The organism is Liquorilactobacillus sucicola DSM 21376 = JCM 15457 (assembly GCF_000612445.1).
Classification (GTDB): domain Bacteria; phylum Bacillota; class Bacilli; order Lactobacillales; family Lactobacillaceae; genus Liquorilactobacillus; species Liquorilactobacillus sucicola.
On sequence record NZ_BALC01000002.1, the window covers coordinates 195,841 to 215,544 of the forward strand.

Sequence of the window (19,704 nt, forward strand, 5' to 3'; positions counted from 1 at the left end):
GTGGAGTAATGGAACTACTATTCCAATTTGGGTAAAGGTCAATCTTACACAGTTAAACAAGTTAGTGGTAATAAGGTATTACTTTCAAATATCTTAAGTTGGATTGATAAAAGTAATGTTGAGATATTGCAGACAGCTAAACAGGTTAAAGCAACTACTGGTAATAGCTTAGTAATAGTAGATGTTGTACTTGGATACAACACTATTCTACAGCTACAAAAGTTTTATGACATGCGTATTCAGGAAAGTAGTCCAAGCAGCCTTATAAAGGTGCTAAAAAAGCATCTAGGAGTTGTTCAAGTCGGGTTAATGGTAACTAGTACCATTCTAATGCAGAGGAAAGCTAAGACACCTGTAGATGGTAAAATCTCTGCTAAAAGCAACTTAGTAATGTACATGCAGACGTGTATTAATCGTGGAATGACACCATTTTAAATTGAACTAAAATATGATAAGTTTAAATTAGGAAACAGCTTAGATAAATTAGGCTCCCTATATTATTCTAGGAAGTCTTTTTTGTGCAAACAAATAGACTCTCTAATTAAAGAGAGTCCACGAGTGATGTGGATTGATTAAGTCCACAGTCAGGCAAAAAAACTTGACAAATTTTATACCCTTAAGTCTATCCATATACTGTCATTCTCTATCAACGTTGTCTAGTTTCTGATATACTGATTATTGGCTACAGTGTAAGGCTGATTACCTTATTCAAGCTGTATGCTAAGTGGTGAAAAGCCTTGATAATCTCCTTAAGTCTAACTACTGAGTTGGCAATAAAACTAGTTATCATTTTTCTGATTTTAGAGCTAACAAGAAGTAGGTCATTACTCATTAGATTAATTTCTAGGGGGTTTTTATTCATGTTCTTGCATTCTTTGAAGTTGTTGAGGACTGAGTATCATATCAATAAATTTTTTTGATTGGAATTTAAATCAGTATATTGACCTTTATGTTTATCACGTCTTAATTTTATTTTTACAATATGTCTAAACGCTGATTGTTCATTTTGGCTTAAAGAGTCATAAAAATTAATTAAATATTTTGCTTGATTAATAGTTAATTTTTCCTCTTCAATTATTATGTCTGAAATACTTTGCTGAAATTCCCCATCATAAAATTTATCTTTAAGAGCTGAAGATAGTATCTTTTTCCAATAATTCTTTTTATCAGTTTTGATTCTATTTTTAGTAACTATGTTATTATCCTCATCATAGAAAGTTTCATTATTATCTTCAAATGTATCAACAAATTTATTAATACAAGAGCTACCAACAATCATTTTGTTTTCATTATTAATATTTCTAATAGTGTACTCGTACCTAATATCGGGATGTTCACAGAGTTTACAAGTATAATTAGAATACTCATTGTCTTCTAAACCAGCATATATCCATTCGTTTCTTGCTTTTTGAAAGTTAGACTTATTGATACTTAAAGCTAATAAATTTCTTGTGGCAGTTTGCAACCATATATTATCTGTCATTTTGGTTTGTCTCCTTTCTAAAATTCATTACTTTTAAGATGCGTAATCTGCAACCTATTCTCTAATATTAATTTTGTCATTAAATTCTTTCAATGAGCACTTTTTAGAGATTTTTCTCCATATATAGAAAGTAGTTTTTGAATATAATGTTCATATGTAATCATTTTTTCTGAATTTTCTGCATGAAAGTTACCATAACAGAAAATAAGAGTTACATCACTATCATATATATTAAGATAAGATAATCAAAAATTGACTGGAAGTAAGCAGAATCAGCGACAGCTAATGAATGACCAAAAAACTTTACATGCTTAATGCCCTTATCAAGAAAATCAAATGCTTGTGATTGATTTTCAGTTAAAGAGTTATGCATAATTCTCGACTCTTTTGTAAATTGGTGATGTAGGTTGTAAAATGCTTTAAATTTATTTCTCCGTAATGTGGTTAAACTATAAGATTGGTTTTAACAGGCTGTAAAACTTTATTTTTGACATTTGAAAGTAGGATCTGAGCAATCCATAATATATATGTCTAATAGTTAAATTCATAGCCTGATATTTCCCCAGCCTTGCATGCTGTATGCCAAAATAGAGTTGCTTTAGGTGCTTTTAGGTAGTAAACTTTTACAACGAGCATGGTACATAAAATTGAGTTACCTCTTACGAGGCAGCTCTTTTTTTTATGAAAATAAATAGACCTCAGCAATTAAGATGGAGTCCATAGGCGTACTGAGTAAGCCCGCTCAAAAAATTAGCCTTTTGAGTATGATCTTTAATTAAACCGTATTTCAAAGGGTGATGAGCGCTATTTCTGTTGTGTAATTGTTTATCATTATTGGTGTTCAAGTGCGATGACAAAGAGTAAAAATAAAGCACCAGAATTAATAGTGATGTTTTTTCTATATCCAAAGTAACCTCTTTCTTTAGTTCATTTTTTAACCTCACTTACATTGCTTCCTCTATGTTTAGATATATTGCTTTTGTATAAGGGAATAAAAGCAACAAGCCAATGTTAACAATACAACTTACCTGATTCTATACAAAAAGCCCTCAGGTTAACCATAACTAGAGGAACAAATTGCAATATTTATTTTAAAGTAGACATTAGAATTGAAAATTATATATTTGGGTAAAATAACAAGAGAGTAGTTAGTGTACCAAGACTTTGTAAAAAGTAATATCAGCTTTTGATAACAGGTGATTTTGATTTATCGTGTTTCTGATAAATTTTTCTTAAGTATAAAAAGATTAGGGCTGCTAATGAAAATACAGATATTAGTTTTGCGACATTGCCTAGTCTAGTATATCTTGAAGTGATTATAATTTTTTTGCTGTTTTTTGGAACATATAGCTGAACCGTTCCTCTATTGGACGTCTTAACTTTGGTTTCTTTCCCATCTATTGTTGCATGGACACCTAGATACTTTAGAAAAGGGGTGTTGAGAAACTTACCATCTTTATTTGGAGATACTGGAATAGTAACATGGGTGTCACTCGCGACAAAAGGTACTTTTTTTGTTTTGCCATTTACCACGAATTCTTTGTTGCCAATGGAATCTTTATTTTGACCAGCGCTTATGATTGGATAGTAATCGAGTGATTCTTTCCCTATGACACTTGACATGAAGGTATTCTTGTCAACAGAAAACCATGACTCTTTAGTTATATTGAAAGAGATAGAAGTATTTATAGATAGCGATAAAAACAAAAGCAAAATAATATTTTTTGTTTTAGTGTCTTTAAGAAGCCAAGCTCCTATAGCAGAAATAAGCAGTGTCGCGACTTCAAGAAAGCGCCAAGGGTATTGAATTATCTTTAAAGGGGTGTTTTGAAGTAAGCTCCACGGAAACAGTTTAGTAGACAATAAAATTAGTACAACAGTTATTAACCACACAACTCTGTAAGTATAGCCCTCAACTTTTAATCTTGATGAACTTACCACAAATACGGTTAATAGTACCAAACCTAATATCGCTCCGCCGATGTTGATTGAGTTATTTAATGAATTATTTATCAACCAGCTAAGATCTAGTGCTGTAAAATTTAAATCGCGGATAGCGGGAGGATTTATCTCTATGAAACGCATTTGTTGGAGCATTGGTAACCAATAGAATGATGTTAAACCAATTGTAAGTAAAGCACTTTCTGAAATTTTTATTAGTAATGTTCTTTTGTATTCGAGATTTGCCCACAAACAGATAAGTAATAATAAGAGTGTGAAAGCTAAAAATACTGCAGAGAGTACGTGAGAATAAATTACCAATGAAAAAGACAGTGAAAGCAATAGCCAATAATCAAAATCATATTTAATAATTATTTTATAAAAACTAAGTAAAATAATCGGAAAGAAGGTAATTGCTATAATTTCACCTATGTCACATCGTTGAAAGACATCAACAGCTCTATAGCCAGAAAAAGTATATAGAATGCTAAAAATAGCAGCGGCCTTATTGTTTTTGAAAGCAGCCTTACAGCTATAGTACGAAGTTATAAAGGTAAAAAATGTTAATAAAAATAGAAAGAATATGAGACTAAAGGTACCATTATTAAAGAGTTTGTAAAAAATATATGCTGGATAAAATGTTAGCCATGGGTAGAAGTAGTTAACTCCATGGCCTACACCTTTAAATGAAATATAGTTTATAGGGTTTGAAAATGCATGCCCTATTCCGTAAAGACGTGATAAATGAAAATTCAGATCTCTTTCAAGAAAATTACCCACTCTCATTTTTTTATCGTAAAAGAAAGGAACTAGGTATAGATAACTACCTAATAAGCTTCCGATAACAACTAAAAAGCTATTTTTTAGTTTTAAAGTTTTCAAGTTAAAAACTCCCCCTAAATGTCAGCTTTTAATGTCATCAGCATTTGGACTAATTGATGGAACGGTACATATATGTGTAGCTGAGTCGTATTGCAAGTCTTAAACTTCTGTCGTGAGGAGAAGGGTAAGACTTTTCAACTTAGCCCATTTTTAATAAACCAAACAAAACAAATCATATCATCATACTTACCATTATAAAGTAGTAATCATAATTAGAGTAGACAATCTAAAAAAATATTGTACTAGAATGTTGCTAAGCAGATCAATTTGAGGATGCGTGTATTTTGCGGGCGATTGAAAGATTTAGAAGCCAAGTAAATAATAACGCCCCGAGTGCATAGATACCCCCGCCAACTCCAATAGAAATCAGTCCATGATGTTCAACTAGAATACTGCCTGTGGCCGATCCAAGAGAGATCCCAAAGTTAGAGAAGATTGAGTTCAGCGCGGATGCCAAGACTAGTGACTGTGGATAGTCACTTTTTGCAACCTTAAAGAAATGTACTTGAATTGGCGAATTCAGAAGGTACATTGTGATTCCCAGCAACATTATGACAATAACACCTGCCCATTTTATGTGAATGAAGGGTAATAATAGAATAAATAGGGCTAGTTGACTAAAATAGATAAAATAAATCTTGTTCAAGTTTTGGTGTTCTGCGATTTTTCCGCTTAATTGGTTGCTGATAATGGAGGTTATGCCGAAAATGAAAAGCAACAGTCCAAGTGATGATGTCTTAAAACCTAAAGCACTCGTAAAAAGCGGGCGCAAATAGGTAAAGAGCACATTTATCCCGCTTGCACTGAACATAACAAGCAGACTGGCCAGCCAAATACGGCTGTCTTTTATAATTATCCATTGTTCACTGAACTTACTACTGTGTGGCTGTAGATCGCGCGGCATATAGAGAATAAATAAAGCTAGAGTCACTATACTTACCATGGTAATCGCGAGGAAAGAAAATCTCCACCCAAAAGAGGTGCTGATCCAGGTCCCCAAAGGCACGCCAAAAACAGAAGCAATACTGAAACCTGAAAAAATCCATGAAATCAGCCAAACGCGTTTTTGGACAGGGGCAACCAGATTACCGAAAGTCAGTGCTAATGAAATTAGAACCCCAGAGACAAGTGCTGTTAAAATTCTTGAAAAAACAAGCATTGAATACCCGACAGCGACAGCACTTAAAATATTGCTGAGGCTAAAGATAAGAAAAAATAAAATTAAAGATCTAAAATAACGAAAATTGCCAATGAAAGCTGTCAGGACGGGGGTTGAAAAGGCATATACAAACGCAAAAATAGTAACCAAGTATCCGACAGAAGTCACTGGTTTATCGAATTGCAAAGCAACATCGTTTAAAACACCGACGATAATAAATTCACTGCAACCAAGGACAAAAGCGATCGAAACAAGAATTATAACCTTAACTCTGAAACTACTATTTAACATTGCCTATTTCTCCTCTCTTATGTTTAAAATAAAGGTCAAACAGAAGAATCTTAGCAGCCTTAAATAGTGATGTCAATAATTAATTATGATGCCTAGCTGATCAGCAAAGCAGTTAAAGCTTTGATAGTCGAAAGTGTTGTAAATAAAATTGCTTATGAATGAGCTATTTAAATAAAATAGCCGATTTGTTTAACAATTATTGTACTGGATGCAGATATTAGCTTAACAGTGCGGTTATTGCAAAGAAGACGCGTATTTTTGCTACGAGTAACTCTAAACTAAACGCGGAGTTTTAATTTTTGCATCAGTTGCTCATAGAAGAGAAGAATGAAACTTGCAACGACTGAAATAATTACTGGTAAAAACAGGTGAGATCAAGATGGCAATCTATAGCAAACAAGTCCTTGTCTGTCACTATAGTAAAGGATAAACTCAGCGGAAACTACGGAAATATCAGACAGATATTTAGATTTAAAGCATACTAAGTGAAGTGCAGTAGCTCTGAAGAACTAGAAGAACAGTTCAGAGGTCTCTTAACGAATGCCATTATTAATAAATGTGTAAACTATGACCAATTTGTTAATGCTGACGTATGTAGATGTGACTGTCCGTGGAATTCCTGACCTTGAGAACCCAGTAGAACTTGTTCAAAGTCCTTCTGGACACAAAAAGGGCTAATTACTCGATGATATGGCTGCAAGTAATTAGCTAGTATTACTTTTTGTACGTATGTCTTGCACCTATGGTTAAAATGCAATTCTTTACTCATTGTGGATTATTGAAGCAGGGTGAGCGTGTTTATAGGGGCCTTCAAACAAAAGTCTTCGCTTATGATCTGTCCGCAAATATTCAAGGTGTGTTTTGTGTTTGTTTTTATTTAATTTAGCAAGTGGTGCTTCATTTTGATAGGAATGGACGTAAAAAATCTCAGCCATGTTAAATGACAGAAGCAAGGCTCCTAGGATCATAAAAGATCTGCTCAACTTCCAACTGACCGCTGGCTGCTTGCGATTAAGTATTTTTCTAAAAGCCCAAGCAGCAGTCAGTGTCAGTAGACACAGTAGCGTAGCTCTTAGAAGATGAGTACGCGAAAATATGCAAAAAACTGCGATAATGAACGAAGAAAATGATGCTGTGGTAGTTTTTTCATAGTGTTTATTTTTGTTTGAAAAGACGATTAGAAAGACTGTACTAATTACAAACACAATCATGGCTATGAAGAAAAGCGATGTAGTGATACCATCAATAAAACGCAATATCGTTCCCTCCTAATTGGTTCAAAATACGTAAGTAATATAGCAAAATATCTAAGTGGATGGCTAAGCTCAGTACACGCCTGCTTTTACACTTATCAATAGATTACCACTTTTAATAAAAATTTGACAATTATTTTCTAGATTGTGAGTAAGAATGCTACATGGCTGCATTAGCTAGCTGATGACAGTATTATTTTAACAAAAGAAGAGTTCTAAGGCTGTATACATCTAAAATAAGTATTTCTAGTGTTTTAACTTATAATTACTTCTTTTAGTTTTGTATTTTCTTTTTCGATTTGTTCTAGCTTTTCCAATACTTTTTTATTGCTGTCTTCTTCGTGTGTGAAAAAAGCAGTAAGCAAACTTGCCAGCATCCCTATAAATCCAATCCCTACAAACATTAGCAGAACAACTGCGAATTTTCCAATGGTAGTATGTGGAGAAACATCACCATAGCCAACCGTTGTTGCAGTGGCAATTGCCCACCAAAATGATTCTCCCAATGGGGTACTTTCAGCTAATGCTCAAGTATATCAGACCATTTGTTTTCAAAAATTTTTTTATGTTATTTTGCAATTTACCGCTCAAACTCACCAGTCTTGTTAAACGTAATATTCTTATTATGCGAGCTGCTCTGGTAATACGTGCAAATCTAGCTACGCGAAAGAAACTAAAAGCAGAATTTATGGGTATGATAGCTAGTAAGTCTCAAAGATTGTTTTTGAGAAATTCATTTTTACTTTTTGCTAACGCCAGACGAGAAAAGAAGTCAACAGTGAATAGCAGTAAAATACTGTTATCAATATAAATATAAGGCGGACTGCTTAACTGCAAAATATTCGCATAATCCAGTATTACCAAAACTATAGAAGTAACGGTCAAAAAAATAATTATGACATCGTAGATTTTCTCAAATTTATCGGTCCTAAACATAGTTGCTTTGTTACAAAAGCAAGCAATTAACGGAATAACTACTGTAATTTGAAGTTTGATCAATTTAATGCTTAGTGGTCATTTTGTTAAATGATTTCTATGAAAAGTCCATTTCCACTACGGATTCTTCCAATTCTTCCAAAATCTCGTTATCCTCGATGAAATTGGCCCAGCTTTTTTGGGGCGCCAAGGCATCTTCTTTGATGTACATCTTTAATTTGTCATGAATACCAGTGATGAAGGTAGCAAGCATTTTATCTGCTGCACGTTCCAACATTGTTTCATTCCAACGTTTTGCTGGTTGTCTTTTTTTGTTTTTTGCTTGTTGGAAAACTAAAGCTTTATCCCAAAAAATCTTAACAGCACGACTATTATTATTTATATATTCCTGCAATTCTTGTTTGTTCACTATTGTTTCCTCCTATTTTTATAATAAAGATTCATTCAGACGTTGTGATTGCTGGTCTAACGACTGATATTGCGAATGCTGCCGCATGCAATTGAAAATGTTCTGTGCAAAAAAATAAAAGATTTCCTTCGGTGCAATCATTGGTCAAAAACCCAAATGGACCGAAAGAAATCTTTTTTACTTTCACCTCTAGAAGGGGCATATGCTCAATAAATAGTTGTCTATTTTAAATCGTAAACTATGCGCGCTGCTTATAAGCTCCAGTGGAAGTATTGATAACCAACGTGTCGCCTTCTTGAATGAAGTCCGGCACAGCCACTACTAATCCCGTTTCCAAAGTAGCAGGTTTTCCACCACTGGCTGCGGCAGCACCCTTGATATTAGGTGCTGTTTCCGTGACACGAAGTTTGACGGTAGTTGGCAGTTCTACTCCAATCAGTTCTTCATTACAAAAATCCAATTGAACCTTTAATTCTGGGATTAAATATTTTACTTCACTTGTAATTTGATCAGCCGAAAGTTCGTACTGATTATAGGTGTCTAAATCCATGAAGTAAAAAACATCACCCTGTTTATACAAATATTGTGCCTGCTTTTTGTCAACAAGTGCTAACTCAACCTTTTCAGAGGGACGCATAGTTGTTTGAACAATAGAATTAGAACGGATATCCTGTAATTTCATCTGCATAACTGTATTGCCCTTGCCAGGCTTGTGATGATTAGTTTCCAGTACTTTAATCAATTTGTTGTCTTTTTCAAAAACCATACCTGATTTTAAATTAATCGCTTCTACCATTTATGACACACTCTCCATCTTTTATTAACCGCAAAAGTTGCAACATTTGGAACGAAAAGACTTAGGGGGAGCTAGGGATAGTGCAAAACCTAAAATCAACATTTCTAAATCCACCAATCATTATTATTTGCTACACTACTAATTCTATCATATTAAGCGCACACAAAGTACAACTCAGAATATTTAAATAATTACATTTAGTAAAATAGTTCCACGTCAAGGCTTGTTGAAATTAGTGCATCTTCCGCTTGAGAAACTTTCGAGCAGAAATTCACTAGAGAACGCTATATAGCGAATCAATGAAGTGTCTCGGTAATCAGACATGATGCTAATTAATCGAGTTTGCGTTAGAGAAAAACTACAATGAAAATAATAAATAATATGGTCAACGGAGGTTTTCTTATGGTGAAAGAACAAGGAAAAAATATTTTGCGGCAGAAATGGATGCACTTTGTGATTGCTGTGATGTTAGGGCTCGTCAGCGGGCTCATCTTAAAAGTTTATTTCAATTGGGAGATTTCCCTATTAATGAGTTGGAACGCAGGAGCTGTCACAGCAATGGCGTTAATGTGGTTTAATTTTCACCCATTAACGGGAGAACATACTAAAAAAGTTGTCTTAACCGAAAGTATACGGTATTCCTTTTTAGATATAGTGATTATCATAGCTAGTTGTGTTAGTTTGGGCGTTGTTGCAATTTTAGTAACTGTCGGCAAGGGGAATCCCTTAGAACTCGGTGTGGGGCTGGTAAGCATACCTATTTCATGGAGTCTAGTGCATGCGATATATACCTTTCATTATGCTGAACTCTATTATAAAAAGAGTTATGGGCAAAAAGAAGGCGGGGTCAACTTCAATAACAACGAACTACCAAGTTTTTGGGATTTTGCCTATTTGTCCTACACGATAGGCATGACTTATCAGGTGTCTGATACGAATTTTTCAACTACGAGTTTTCGCAAAGCAGCCTTAGGCCACGCCATGATTTCATTTTTGTTCAACACTGTTATAATTTCGATACTTGTTAATTTTATAGCCGATTTAGCATAATCTAAAGTAATTGAGATCTCTGTGAGAAGCTGTGCATCAAAATCAGCTATGATGAGTGAAGCTTACTAGAGTTGAACGAAATATGCTAAACTGAATTATTGTAAATACATGAATTGGGAAAGTTGGGGCGCAAATGTTAAGAGTTTTAAAACGGCTTTCAGCTGATAAGACGTTTATTTTTACAGCATTGTTAGTCGTTGTTTTTACTATGTTCGGGACTATCAAGTTTTCTGACATTGATACAAAGACGATTCTTTCACTTTTTTCGTTGCTTGTTATGGTTTCAGTATACGAGCAAAAAAAATTCTTTACATTTAGCGCTAATGCAGTTCTGCTAAAATGCAGCTCAACACGCGAGGTCATTTTGGTAATGTTCCTATGTTCTTTTGCGGGATCGATGTTATTTACCAATGACGTTGCGATAATTACACTGGTTCCGATTTTTTTTAGCATCAGCAAACAAATAAAAATATCTAAAATTATGCCAATTTGTCTTTTAACGATTTATGCTAATTTAGGTAGTGCAATAACAACCTTTGGTAATCCGCAAAATCTATATCTAACAGCGCATTACCGACTCAGTATATTTGATTTTTTAGCACATTCCAGCGTGGTAGGTTTGTTTTCATTGGTTAGTCTCGTTATTTCCACGTTGTTTTTTCCCAAGAAATCTATTTCGAAACTTGAAGTTGCGCAGGTAGAAATCGAATGGTCGAAGATGAAGTGGGTCTTTTTGGCGACTATTATTGTTCTCTGTGGTATTTTAGAGCTCATCCCAATCTGGATCTCGGTGCTGGTCAGCCTTTTTTGCGCATTGACGGCGGATAAAAGAGTTTTTTCTAAAATTGATTACGGAATTATCTTAACGTTTATTAATTTTTTTATGGTCGTGGGAGCTGTGAGCCGAATTGATTTTGTTCATACTCTACTGCTTAAAAACACGCGAAATACACTGTCAACATTTATTTCTAGTGTTATTAGCAGCCAATTTATCAGTAACGTTCCTGCTGTGGTCCTTTTGTCAAAGTTTACAAATAACACTTATGGCCTTTATTTAGGAGTGACAATAGGCGGGTTAGGAACTATCATTGCTTCTTTAGCTAATTTGCTGGCTTTGCGGCAATATAATGCTTTCTCGCAAGATCATAGTACATTCAAGTTCTTTAAAACATTTACCTGGGTGAACGTTGGCTACCTTGCTGTTTTTATGTTGGTTGGCTGGGGGTTAATATGGCTGCAATGATGAGTGTGGCAAAAAATTAAAGATATATCTTGAAAAAATGAGCGAATAAAAAATAAGCAAAAAAGTAAGTAATAAGTGCTTATTTAAACAATATAATTCTGTTGCCAACCTTTTTCTACTTTACAGTTTGTTTTTTGCGACTCTTTCGTAAACTGCACGGGAGATGTTTTTCTGTGTTTTTCAAATACTCTGCTGAAGCAATTTGAATCATTAAAATCACAGTTCAGCACTATTTCTGTTATATTTTGATCACTGTTTTTTATGAGTTCAACGGATTTATTGACTATATGTAACTCACTTTCATTGTAAATTTTTTGCTTTAAACAGTCTGACAAAAGATGATCAGTTGTCTCTTGTCTTCAAATAATTTGCTTTTTCAGCTTGCCAGTATTTTTCATCTGTGGCTGTTATTTTGCGGATAGGGTGGGCGGGAACGCCTGCTGCAAGCACGTTAGCAGGAATATCTTTAGTGACAACTGCGCCTGCACCGATTACAGTATTATCACCAATTGTGACACCGGGACAGATGGTGACGCCACCTCCTAGCCAAACGTTGTTGCCGATTTTGATCGGATGTCCATACTCCAGATATTCATTGCGCACACTTGCTGCGAGGGGGTGCCCGGCAGTGTAAAGCCCAACGCGTGGGCCAAATAACACATTATCGCCAATAGAAATGGGTGCTATATCTAGGAAGATACTGTCATAATTTGCGTAGAAGTTCTTCCCTAAATGAATGTTCTCTCCATAATCCATACGTGTAGGAATTTCAATGTAGGCGTCTTCACTAGGACAATCTATCATTTCTTTAAGTAATTGTGTTCGTTTAGTATTCTCCTGCGGCAAAGTTTGGTTATATGTGTAAACGCGTTGTTTTGAATTTTGACGCATTTTAACAAGTTCGGCATCATTTGAAGAGTAAAGCTTTCCCGCAATCATCATTTTCTTCTCTGAAGTCATAAAATACCTCCTGTTTTTAACTACAAAAAATATTATAGCATGAAATAAAGCGCTCTCGAAGGCAAGTAACTCGCAAGTATGGAAGAATATATTTTTAGTATCAGCGCTAGATTATTCTGAAGATAGATGTGCGGGCGACATGGTTGCTTACTTGGAAGTAATTATGTAAGAGTACCAAAAAGGCTGGGTCAAAATGAAAAATATCCCAAAAGGTAAATTTTAACCTAGCTCTTTTTATTTATTACATATAAACGTGTTTCATAAGTCTCAATTCTCCATCTACCTCGAATTTTGCCGACTTTGTAATGCCTAAAAAAGCCGTTGTTGAAATAAACAACAACGACTGAAAAATGCATTTGCTATCTTTATACAGAGCTGGAATCAAGATGCCCACACGTCTCAACTCACCACTCATGCTAGGCTAAATTGGTTACAAATTCAAGGGTTGAAATAAAGCCTTTACAAAATCTTGACAAATCATTTGTAAAAACAATTTATCATTTCTTATTTTAGAAACTAAAAACCTCTAGTAGTTCTGCGACACGATTCAATGTGATATCCATCATTCATTCGTGAACTACTAGAAGTTTACAGGCAGTTAAGCAAGAGCTAGCTGTTAAAGCTGATTGCTTGTATGTTCTTCGGCAGACAGCTTGAAGATGTCATAAAGTGCTTTTGCAAGCGTGTTATTTTTATTTTCAACGCCATGCTGCCGCAAAATATTACTAATTTCTGTTTCTGTAAACATCCAGCACACACCCCCTTTCTCGAATGATAATCTAAGTATAACGCAAAAGTCAAAAAGAATGGTGTAAAAAATATAAAACTGATATTACTATGAGTTCTACTAAGAGAAGGGGAAAACTAAGAAATAGATGGAAAAATGACGCATAAAAGGGAATTGCGGGAAATTGCAGCCTATTCTTTCTTGACAGGCGTATTATTTTTTGAATTAAGGCTTTTAATAATTTGATCATTTTGTGCGATTAGTACCCAGTTCTGTTCTACAATCGCTCTTAAATAACTAGCTGTTGCCTTTTCAGCAACATAATCGCTTGAAATTACTTTTTTGCTGTTTTTAAGAAGCTGTTGTTCTTCAAGTTCGCTCAAAATAGCCCTAACTTGCCAGAAAGCATCTCTGTCTAAATTGGCTAATCCTCTATCTTCCAAGAGTCCTTCTGCTTTTTTATTGTTATTGAATAGTGACATTTTCAAGCATCCTTTCTAAATAATGTCTTTAAAGATATTGTAGCACTTTGTAAGTGGTACAAATAAATACATAGTAGTACCTGTAGAATTTATTTTTTTAAAATGTACAAAAAAGCAGTCCAAATATATACAACAGATTAGTGAAACAAAGAACTGGGTCCATTACTTTTACCCAGCTCTTTATTAATTAATTCGGTAGTCTATATGACTTTTGTCCCTAATCCAGTGAATCTTATCTTAATGGTTTAATTTGATTTTTCGGCACTGGGAAAAATGTAGGATCAAGCAGACATATTTGAATAATCAAAAAATGAGAGTTATGCAAAGCAAAGCTACGAACATGAGGATTTTTACTATTGAGCTAATGTGGAATTTATTAACATCATACACTTCATTTCATCTAATGGGAGTCCTAAAATGCTTTCGTTCGCCGGGGCTTCCACCTGATATAGTAGTCAATAACTACCAGCCATCAAGATTATATATGCTTTACGACATCCTAACTCAGAATATTTATCCAGATTCTTCCATAGTTGCTCAGCAAAACAATTCTTTCAAAGTTATTATTTGCAGCCTTTATTGGATATTTCTGCGGCATTTTTCTGCCACATATTCTATAAAAAAGTATTTGCTGCAAGGACCGCCGTTTCTAGCGCAAAGCTTTTCGATAACCTTGTGCCTGTGCTTCTTGTTCATTGTTAAAGTAAACTGCATTGGCTGAGTTCATATGATATCCCGCCTGTCCTGGAACATGGTAAATATGTGATCTTGAATTTCCGATGATCTGTCCTTGGGTACCAGTGTATAAATCACTGCCAGTGGTATTATTATCACTTTGTGTCTGTACGGCAGCAGAACTAGCAGCAGCTCTAGAGGATGCAGCTGCAGTGCTTGACGATTCAGCGTTTCTGGACGCTTGAACTGCTGCCGCTTCACTTTGAGCCTTAGCGATACTGGATGATTCTGCCGTTTTAGATGATTCAGCAGCTGCTGATTTGGAAGATTCTGCAGCCGAGCTGCTGGCAGATTGCATTGCGGCAATACTGGATGACTTTGCCGCTTTAGAGCTGGCTACTGCTGTCAAATATGTATCTGATCGGTTGTAAATACTCATTTGTTCCTGGCTGTGTTTTTTGCCGGCAGTTGCAAGTACTTTAAGTTTCATTTTTTTCTTCGAATCAGCCAGTTTAACTTTGACTTTGAAATGTTCGTTTTTGGAAACATTTCTTTTGATTGTTTTAAAATCCTTGCCCTTGATCCAAAGCTGTGCATTTTTGATGGACTTTCCCTTTATGTAAAAAATGCCATTTTCATTAGTTTGGTATTTAGATGAAAGATCATCTTTTTTCGAGGTAACCTCAATCAACTTTGACTGCTTGACCTGTGCAGCCTTTACTTCTTGAGTAGTGATGGAGTGTGTGAAGGTTACTGCTGATGAAAATGAAAAAATTGAAAGTATGAGCACACTAGCCTTGGCTAGATAACCGTTGAACCTTTTCGAATGAAACATTGTTTTCCCCCTAAATAAACAGCTTTTAAAGTCATCAATTTTGGACTGTAAGAAGTACAACTTACAAATTTATACTTTTATTAACGCTCTAATAATATCACATCTTGGATAATTATGTGTATTTTATTACCCATTAAAATGGGGCAGCTGGATAATTTTAAAAGATACAGTATATAGAATGCATAAATATCTGCAAGCAATATTTTGTCTTTATTAAAAATCTATTGAGCTTTGAGAACATAGAAATTCTGACGAGTTGATGGAAGGTGCAAGAGTAAAAAGCTATTGCAAAGATAGTCAAAGCTTGTGCAGATATCAAGCATCTAGTAGAGGTTTCAGTATATAATAGAAGAGGAATTATGCTTACAAGGTGGTGGAGGTATGGTATATCAGTATGAACCTAATGACGACATCAAAGACCAAGTGAGGATCATTATGCGAAATTTTAATGAAATTCAAGTTGCTTATAACGCTGTTTATGAGCCGGACACCTGTGTCTACGAGAGTAAGAAGCATATCATCATCATTGACAATGCTTGTAGTTCTTGTCAAGAACTGCTGCGCTGCTATAAAACAGGTGTTAAATATAGAACTGATTTAGAATTTCTAATCAGAAAAGCAAAGCATATACTGGCAAAATTGCCGCAGACATACGATGATATTACTCGAACCGAGCGTGACTCGATCTATACTGCAATTTCATTGCTGCAGCTGCGTTTTGATGGTAAGTTTCTAGATGAATAACCTTGATCTTAGCCCTTTGAGAGAGTCCAGTTAGACGGGTTTTAGATAACAAATTGTTACCGGATTCAGTTCTGTAAATTAATTTTGTATTGAATTTAAATCCATTTGTGAGAGGCAAGGTGATTAGAAGGTGAAGCAAGAGCGGATTTTAGATGTTCCCTCCAGTGTGAATTTACGTGAACTGGGTGGATATAAAACGCGGGATGGACGCATAATTCGGTGGCATAAATTATTACGTTCAGGTGATATGAGTCGTTTGTCAAATAAAGCAGAGAAACAGTTATTAGGGTACGGTCTTAACTATGTGATAGATTTGCGTTCACCTTTTGAAAGCAAGATGTCGCCAGATCGGCTTCCCAAGCGGACAATTTATCGCTCTTATCCCGTTTACCCGTTAGGAAATAGTGAGTCCTCAGATTTGCCGGTAATAGATGAAGACGATACAGTTGAGAATAATTTCTCGGAGCCATATGCGATAATGATCCTCAGTAAGCATTCTCAGCTAGCATTTCGGATGATGTTTGCTGATCTTCTTGCTAATGATGAAAAGGGACGTTCGCTGCTTTTTCATTGTGCTGCTGGAAAGGATCGCACGGGAGTAGCTGGCTTTTTAATTTTGGCAGCGCTGGGCATTGATTATCAAGTTATCAAACGTGATTATCTGCTAACAAATCTAGTTTATGAGACAGTTAACCAAGCTGACTTACGTAAAAAGTTGCAAAGCGACAACTTGATGGATTTTATCAATGAGATGAATTCATCATTCTATGTACAGGGGAGGTCACTAGATACAGCACGACAGGCCTTGATAACAAATTATGGAAACGTGCGTGGGTATATGCATGATGCTATGCAGTTGTCAGATAAAGATTTAAGTGATCTGCAAAGGATTTATTTGAAGAGAGGCTAGGGATGTCTTTGTCAAAAGAAGCTTTCATTAAGAAAAAATCTTCGTGCAACTTCTGTTGCCGAAGATTTTTTGTATTGCTGCTTAATGTTCATGCCGATATTTTTCCATTTTCTTTTGAAAAGTTGCCTCGGTTACTCCATATGCTGTAAAAGTAATTGCATTGGCCCCTGCAGCAATAGTTTTCTTTATTTGTTCGTCAGATTTGCCGCCTGATGCAATTATCGGGAAGTTTGGTGCAATTTCAGCTAATTCTTCTCGCAACCATCGGACAAGTTCGGCTGTTTCCTTGCCGCCAGCAACGTTGAACGCTTTAACACCAGCGTCAATTCGGTCTTTTATGTTGATACTCTTGTTTACCACTGTGTAAATAATTGGAACGTCAACGACCTTACCTACGCTGATAACCGTTTCAAGTGGTGTGGGGGCATTGAGGACGACAGCTTGTGCTCCGTTTTCCTCTGCAAAAAAGCCAATGGTTGCTGAGCGAAGGCCCTTTGTAAGCCCACCGCCGATCCCAGCTAGAATGGGAACGTTTGAGACGGTTGAGATAGCTTGGAGTATCTTGGTGTTGGGTGTCCACGGATAAACTGCTAGTACTGCATCTGCATTACAATTTGCAATGACCGCAACATCCATTGTATAAATGATACTTTTGATCCTCTTACCAAAGAGATTGATACCAGATGCGTCTCTGATGACAGCTGGTGTTTCAACGATATCTGCTCTTAGTTTTGAAGTTAAATTTGGGACAGCTTTTTTGGATTCCAATACTTTCCGACCTCGATTTTCAATGATTTATTGAACCAGATGAAACTAAAAGTAAAACCTTTACTAAGGTAGATTATAAAAACAAAAACGTCTGATAGCAAACATTGTGCAGCTTTTTAGCAAAACAAAAATTTACAAGCATTTTACCTGTTCACAGACAAAATAAGATAAGATCTTTACAAATGGATGGTACTATGTGTCTGTTTCAAGAAGAAGGAGAGTGAGCACATGTCTAATATTTTAAAGAAGAAACTATTCATAGCCTCAACAATAGTTGCAGTGATTCTCTTAGGAATTGCGGCTTTCGCAGATTTAGCAATAAGTAACGGCATGATCAATTACAATAGTATTTTTGGGACTGTTTTTCAAACATTTGGAGAGTTTCCAGTGTATTTTATTTTTGTGCTAAGTGGAGAAATTGCGGTAGTTTACGCTGTTCGCCGTAAAGAAGACAAATTGTTAGCCATCCCACTGTTTGCCGGTGGACTCGCTTTATCAGCGTGGCAGGTCAAACAGTATTTGAATGAGGCTTCAAGTTATTCGATCGCAGCATTGACCAATATACATAACGGTAAAGACATGGGTTTAGCAAATAGTGACACTAACACTGGCGGTTTATCCTTGCAAGTAGCTCTTATTCTCTGGATAGTTGTATATCTCTGCGTCACTGCACTTGTTGTTTTCTGGATGAAGAATAAAAGTGATCAAGAAATAAAAAAGTATTTGCTACTAAGTATATTTGCATCTTTAACAGTATGGTTTTCCCTCGAGATAAACGGAGCCCTCAAAGATTTCTGGGGACGGGTTCGTCCCTATGAATTAAGTGCTTCGCAAAATGATTTCACCTCATGGCTGCATCCCAATGGTGTTAACGGTCACAAATCTTTTCCTTCGGGACACACAATGGCGGGAACACTCTGTATTGTATTTTCATGGTTTGCTGTTGGTGCCGTTCGTAAGCGTCTCTGGTTATTTGGAGTAGTTTATGGTGGGCTGATGGGATTGTCCCGGGTGATTATTGGAGCACATTTCTTATCTGATGTTGTATTTTCGTATTTTTTAACCGCATTGTTTATCTATATTGTGCGCAGCTTGTATGATCATATAATAGAAGATGATTTAAAACTGCATTGATTACAGGTATTTGAGTTGGTAATTTTTCTTGATAGGGGGAGCTATTTTGTTTTAATAGACCATGGCGGCAATTTAGGTTAAAATTGAGTATCAAATATGCTGACAGGGAATGATTAGGTGAGTAAGCATAGAAAACAATATGGTTTGCCTTTTAAACTTGGAATTGGACTGAATACACTTTACATCGTTTTTGAGTTGACTTTTGGGACGCTGTTCGGCTCTGTAGCTTTAATGACAGATGCTATGCATAATCTGAGCGATGTTTTAGGACTTATTGTATCGTGGCTCGCTGGGATTATCAGTTTTAAGAAGCGAACACCTAAAATGACGTACGGTTACAAGCAAGCAACGGTTTTAGGAGCATTTGCTAACGCAGTTTTTGTGTTGGCCGCAATGATCTGGATTATTATAGAAGCAATTGCTAACTTGGGTACTTCTGGAACCAAGCAAGGCTTGGGGGTTGCCGCAATTGCGTTACTAGGTGTTTTGGTTAACTTTGCGACGGCTTTTCTTTTTCAAAAGGACAGTAAGAAAGATCTGAATATCAAGGGTGCTTTTGTGCATATGGCAGCTGATGGGATGGTTTCTCTGGGAGTTGTTATTTCTGGAATACTGATCAGTCTGACCGGATGGGGACGCATTGATTCGCTGACAAGTATAATTGTGGCAGTTATAGTTATTTATTCATCTTGGGGGCTGCTCAGACAGTCGCTGCAGTTGTTGATGTCAGCTGTTCCAGATGATGTTGATGTTGAAGAGATTGTTCAAGTTATTCAAAGTTTTGGTGCAATTGAAAACTATCACGATCTGCATGTTTGGGGAATTGGAACTAATGATGTCGCGGTATCAGTGCATATCAGTTTGAAAAGGAATGTTAACTCCGCAAAAGTTTTAGAATTACTTACTAACAGATTAAAGGGGTTAAATAAAGTTACACATACTGTTATTCAAATCGACTGTCCGCAAGCTGAAGTCGAAAACGATTATTGAAACGTTTTGAAGTGTAAGACACGAGATAGATAAGGA

At 35.7% G+C, this 19,704-nt stretch carries 20 protein-coding genes; 7 read left to right on the forward strand and 13 right to left on the reverse strand.

Going from position 1 to position 19,704, the window contains the following annotated elements; all coding sequences use genetic code 11:
* Positions 1-27: 27 nt before the first annotated feature.
* On the forward strand, positions 28-435 hold the full coding sequence (locus tag JCM15457_RS12245) for a hypothetical protein (protein ID WP_034987953.1): 408 nt from the start codon (positions 28-30) through the stop codon (positions 433-435).
* Positions 436-898: 463 nt separating this feature from the next.
* Here the strand turns inward: JCM15457_RS12245 and JCM15457_RS04175 are convergent, their stop codons facing one another.
* From JCM15457_RS04175 to efp, 8 genes are all read right to left on the reverse strand, one after another.
* Positions 899-1,483, reverse strand: coding sequence for a hypothetical protein (locus JCM15457_RS04175; protein WP_235725560.1), 585 nt, complete (start codon positions 1,481-1,483; stop codon positions 899-901).
* Positions 1,484-1,694: 211 nt separating this feature from the next.
* Entirely contained in the window at positions 1,695-1,856 is a 162-nt protein-coding gene (locus JCM15457_RS12135) for a hypothetical protein (protein WP_156406579.1), read from the reverse strand.
* An 806-nt stretch (positions 1,857-2,662) separates the two neighbouring features.
* Positions 2,663-4,306 (reverse strand): 6-pyruvoyl-tetrahydropterin synthase-related protein, encoded by a 1,644-nt coding sequence (locus JCM15457_RS04190; RefSeq protein ID WP_034987962.1) that lies wholly within the window; start codon positions 4,304-4,306, stop codon positions 2,663-2,665.
* 262 nt (positions 4,307-4,568) lie between these two features.
* Positions 4,569-5,756: an MFS transporter gene (locus JCM15457_RS04195; RefSeq protein WP_034987965.1), complete on the reverse strand. Its 1,188-nt coding sequence runs from the start codon at positions 5,754-5,756 to the stop codon at positions 4,569-4,571.
* A 761-nt stretch (positions 5,757-6,517) separates the two neighbouring features.
* Positions 6,518-7,012, reverse strand: a complete 495-nt coding sequence (locus JCM15457_RS04200; RefSeq protein ID WP_034987968.1) for a hypothetical protein — start codon at positions 7,010-7,012, stop codon at positions 6,518-6,520.
* Between the two features lie 251 nt (positions 7,013-7,263).
* Positions 7,264-7,515, reverse strand: coding sequence for a potassium channel family protein (locus tag JCM15457_RS12600; protein WP_338040117.1), 252 nt, complete (start codon positions 7,513-7,515; stop codon positions 7,264-7,266).
* 527 nt (positions 7,516-8,042) lie between these two features.
* The gene (locus JCM15457_RS04210) at positions 8,043-8,354 is read right to left on the reverse strand and encodes a hypothetical protein (protein WP_034987969.1); all 312 of its coding nucleotides are present in this window, start codon (positions 8,352-8,354) and stop codon (positions 8,043-8,045) included.
* 238 nt (positions 8,355-8,592) lie between these two features.
* Positions 8,593-9,150 carry an elongation factor P gene (gene efp / locus JCM15457_RS04215; protein ID WP_034987971.1) on the reverse strand — a complete coding sequence of 186 codons (558 nt, stop codon included), beginning with the start codon at positions 9,148-9,150 and terminating at the stop codon, positions 8,593-8,595.
* A 402-nt stretch (positions 9,151-9,552) separates the two neighbouring features.
* On the opposite strand from efp, the gene JCM15457_RS04220 reads away from it, so the two are divergent.
* Positions 9,553-10,200, forward strand: a complete 648-nt coding sequence (locus JCM15457_RS04220) for a DUF1345 domain-containing protein (RefSeq protein WP_034988327.1) — start codon at positions 9,553-9,555, stop codon at positions 10,198-10,200.
* A 133-nt stretch (positions 10,201-10,333) separates the two neighbouring features.
* Entirely contained in the window at positions 10,334-11,443 is a 1,110-nt protein-coding gene (locus JCM15457_RS04225; protein ID WP_034987973.1) for an SLC13 family permease, read from the forward strand.
* Between the two features lie 342 nt (positions 11,444-11,785).
* Here the strand turns inward: JCM15457_RS04225 and JCM15457_RS04235 are convergent, their stop codons facing one another.
* From JCM15457_RS04235 to JCM15457_RS11635, 4 genes are all read right to left on the reverse strand, one after another.
* Positions 11,786-12,403, reverse strand: coding sequence for a sugar O-acetyltransferase (locus tag JCM15457_RS04235; protein WP_034987977.1), 618 nt, complete (start codon positions 12,401-12,403; stop codon positions 11,786-11,788).
* Between the two features lie 616 nt (positions 12,404-13,019).
* Positions 13,020-13,151 carry a hypothetical protein gene (locus JCM15457_RS12505; protein WP_268870103.1) on the reverse strand — a complete coding sequence of 44 codons (132 nt, stop codon included), beginning with the start codon at positions 13,149-13,151 and terminating at the stop codon, positions 13,020-13,022.
* 170 nt (positions 13,152-13,321) lie between these two features.
* Positions 13,322-13,612 carry a hypothetical protein gene (locus JCM15457_RS04240; RefSeq protein ID WP_034987978.1) on the reverse strand — a complete coding sequence of 97 codons (291 nt, stop codon included), beginning with the start codon at positions 13,610-13,612 and terminating at the stop codon, positions 13,322-13,324.
* 649 nt (positions 13,613-14,261) lie between these two features.
* Entirely contained in the window at positions 14,262-15,122 is an 861-nt protein-coding gene (locus JCM15457_RS11635; protein WP_051993283.1) for a sunset domain-containing protein, read from the reverse strand.
* Positions 15,123-15,503: 381 nt separating this feature from the next.
* Between JCM15457_RS11635 and JCM15457_RS04250 the strand changes: the two genes are divergently transcribed.
* Complete coding sequence (locus JCM15457_RS04250; protein WP_034987980.1) at positions 15,504-15,866, forward strand: hypothetical protein; 363 nt, start codon at positions 15,504-15,506, stop codon at positions 15,864-15,866.
* 130 nt (positions 15,867-15,996) lie between these two features.
* A complete protein-coding gene (locus tag JCM15457_RS04255) occupies positions 15,997-16,776 on the forward strand; it encodes a tyrosine-protein phosphatase (protein WP_034987983.1) in 780 nt (259 codons plus the stop codon).
* Positions 16,777-16,857: 81 nt separating this feature from the next.
* Here the strand turns inward: JCM15457_RS04255 and JCM15457_RS04260 are convergent, their stop codons facing one another.
* On the reverse strand, positions 16,858-17,544 hold the full coding sequence (locus JCM15457_RS04260) for a beta/alpha barrel domain-containing protein (RefSeq protein WP_034987984.1): 687 nt from the start codon (positions 17,542-17,544) through the stop codon (positions 16,858-16,860).
* 228 nt (positions 17,545-17,772) lie between these two features.
* Here JCM15457_RS04260 and JCM15457_RS04265 point away from each other — a divergent pair, with 228 nt between their 5' ends.
* Both JCM15457_RS04265 and JCM15457_RS04270 read left to right on the forward strand, forming a co-directional pair.
* Positions 17,773-18,678 carry a phosphatase PAP2 family protein gene (locus JCM15457_RS04265; RefSeq protein WP_034987987.1) on the forward strand — a complete coding sequence of 302 codons (906 nt, stop codon included), beginning with the start codon at positions 17,773-17,775 and terminating at the stop codon, positions 18,676-18,678.
* Between the two features lie 117 nt (positions 18,679-18,795).
* Positions 18,796-19,668, forward strand: a complete 873-nt coding sequence (locus tag JCM15457_RS04270) for a cation diffusion facilitator family transporter (RefSeq protein ID WP_034987989.1) — start codon at positions 18,796-18,798, stop codon at positions 19,666-19,668.
* Positions 19,669-19,704: the final 36 nt, after the last annotated feature.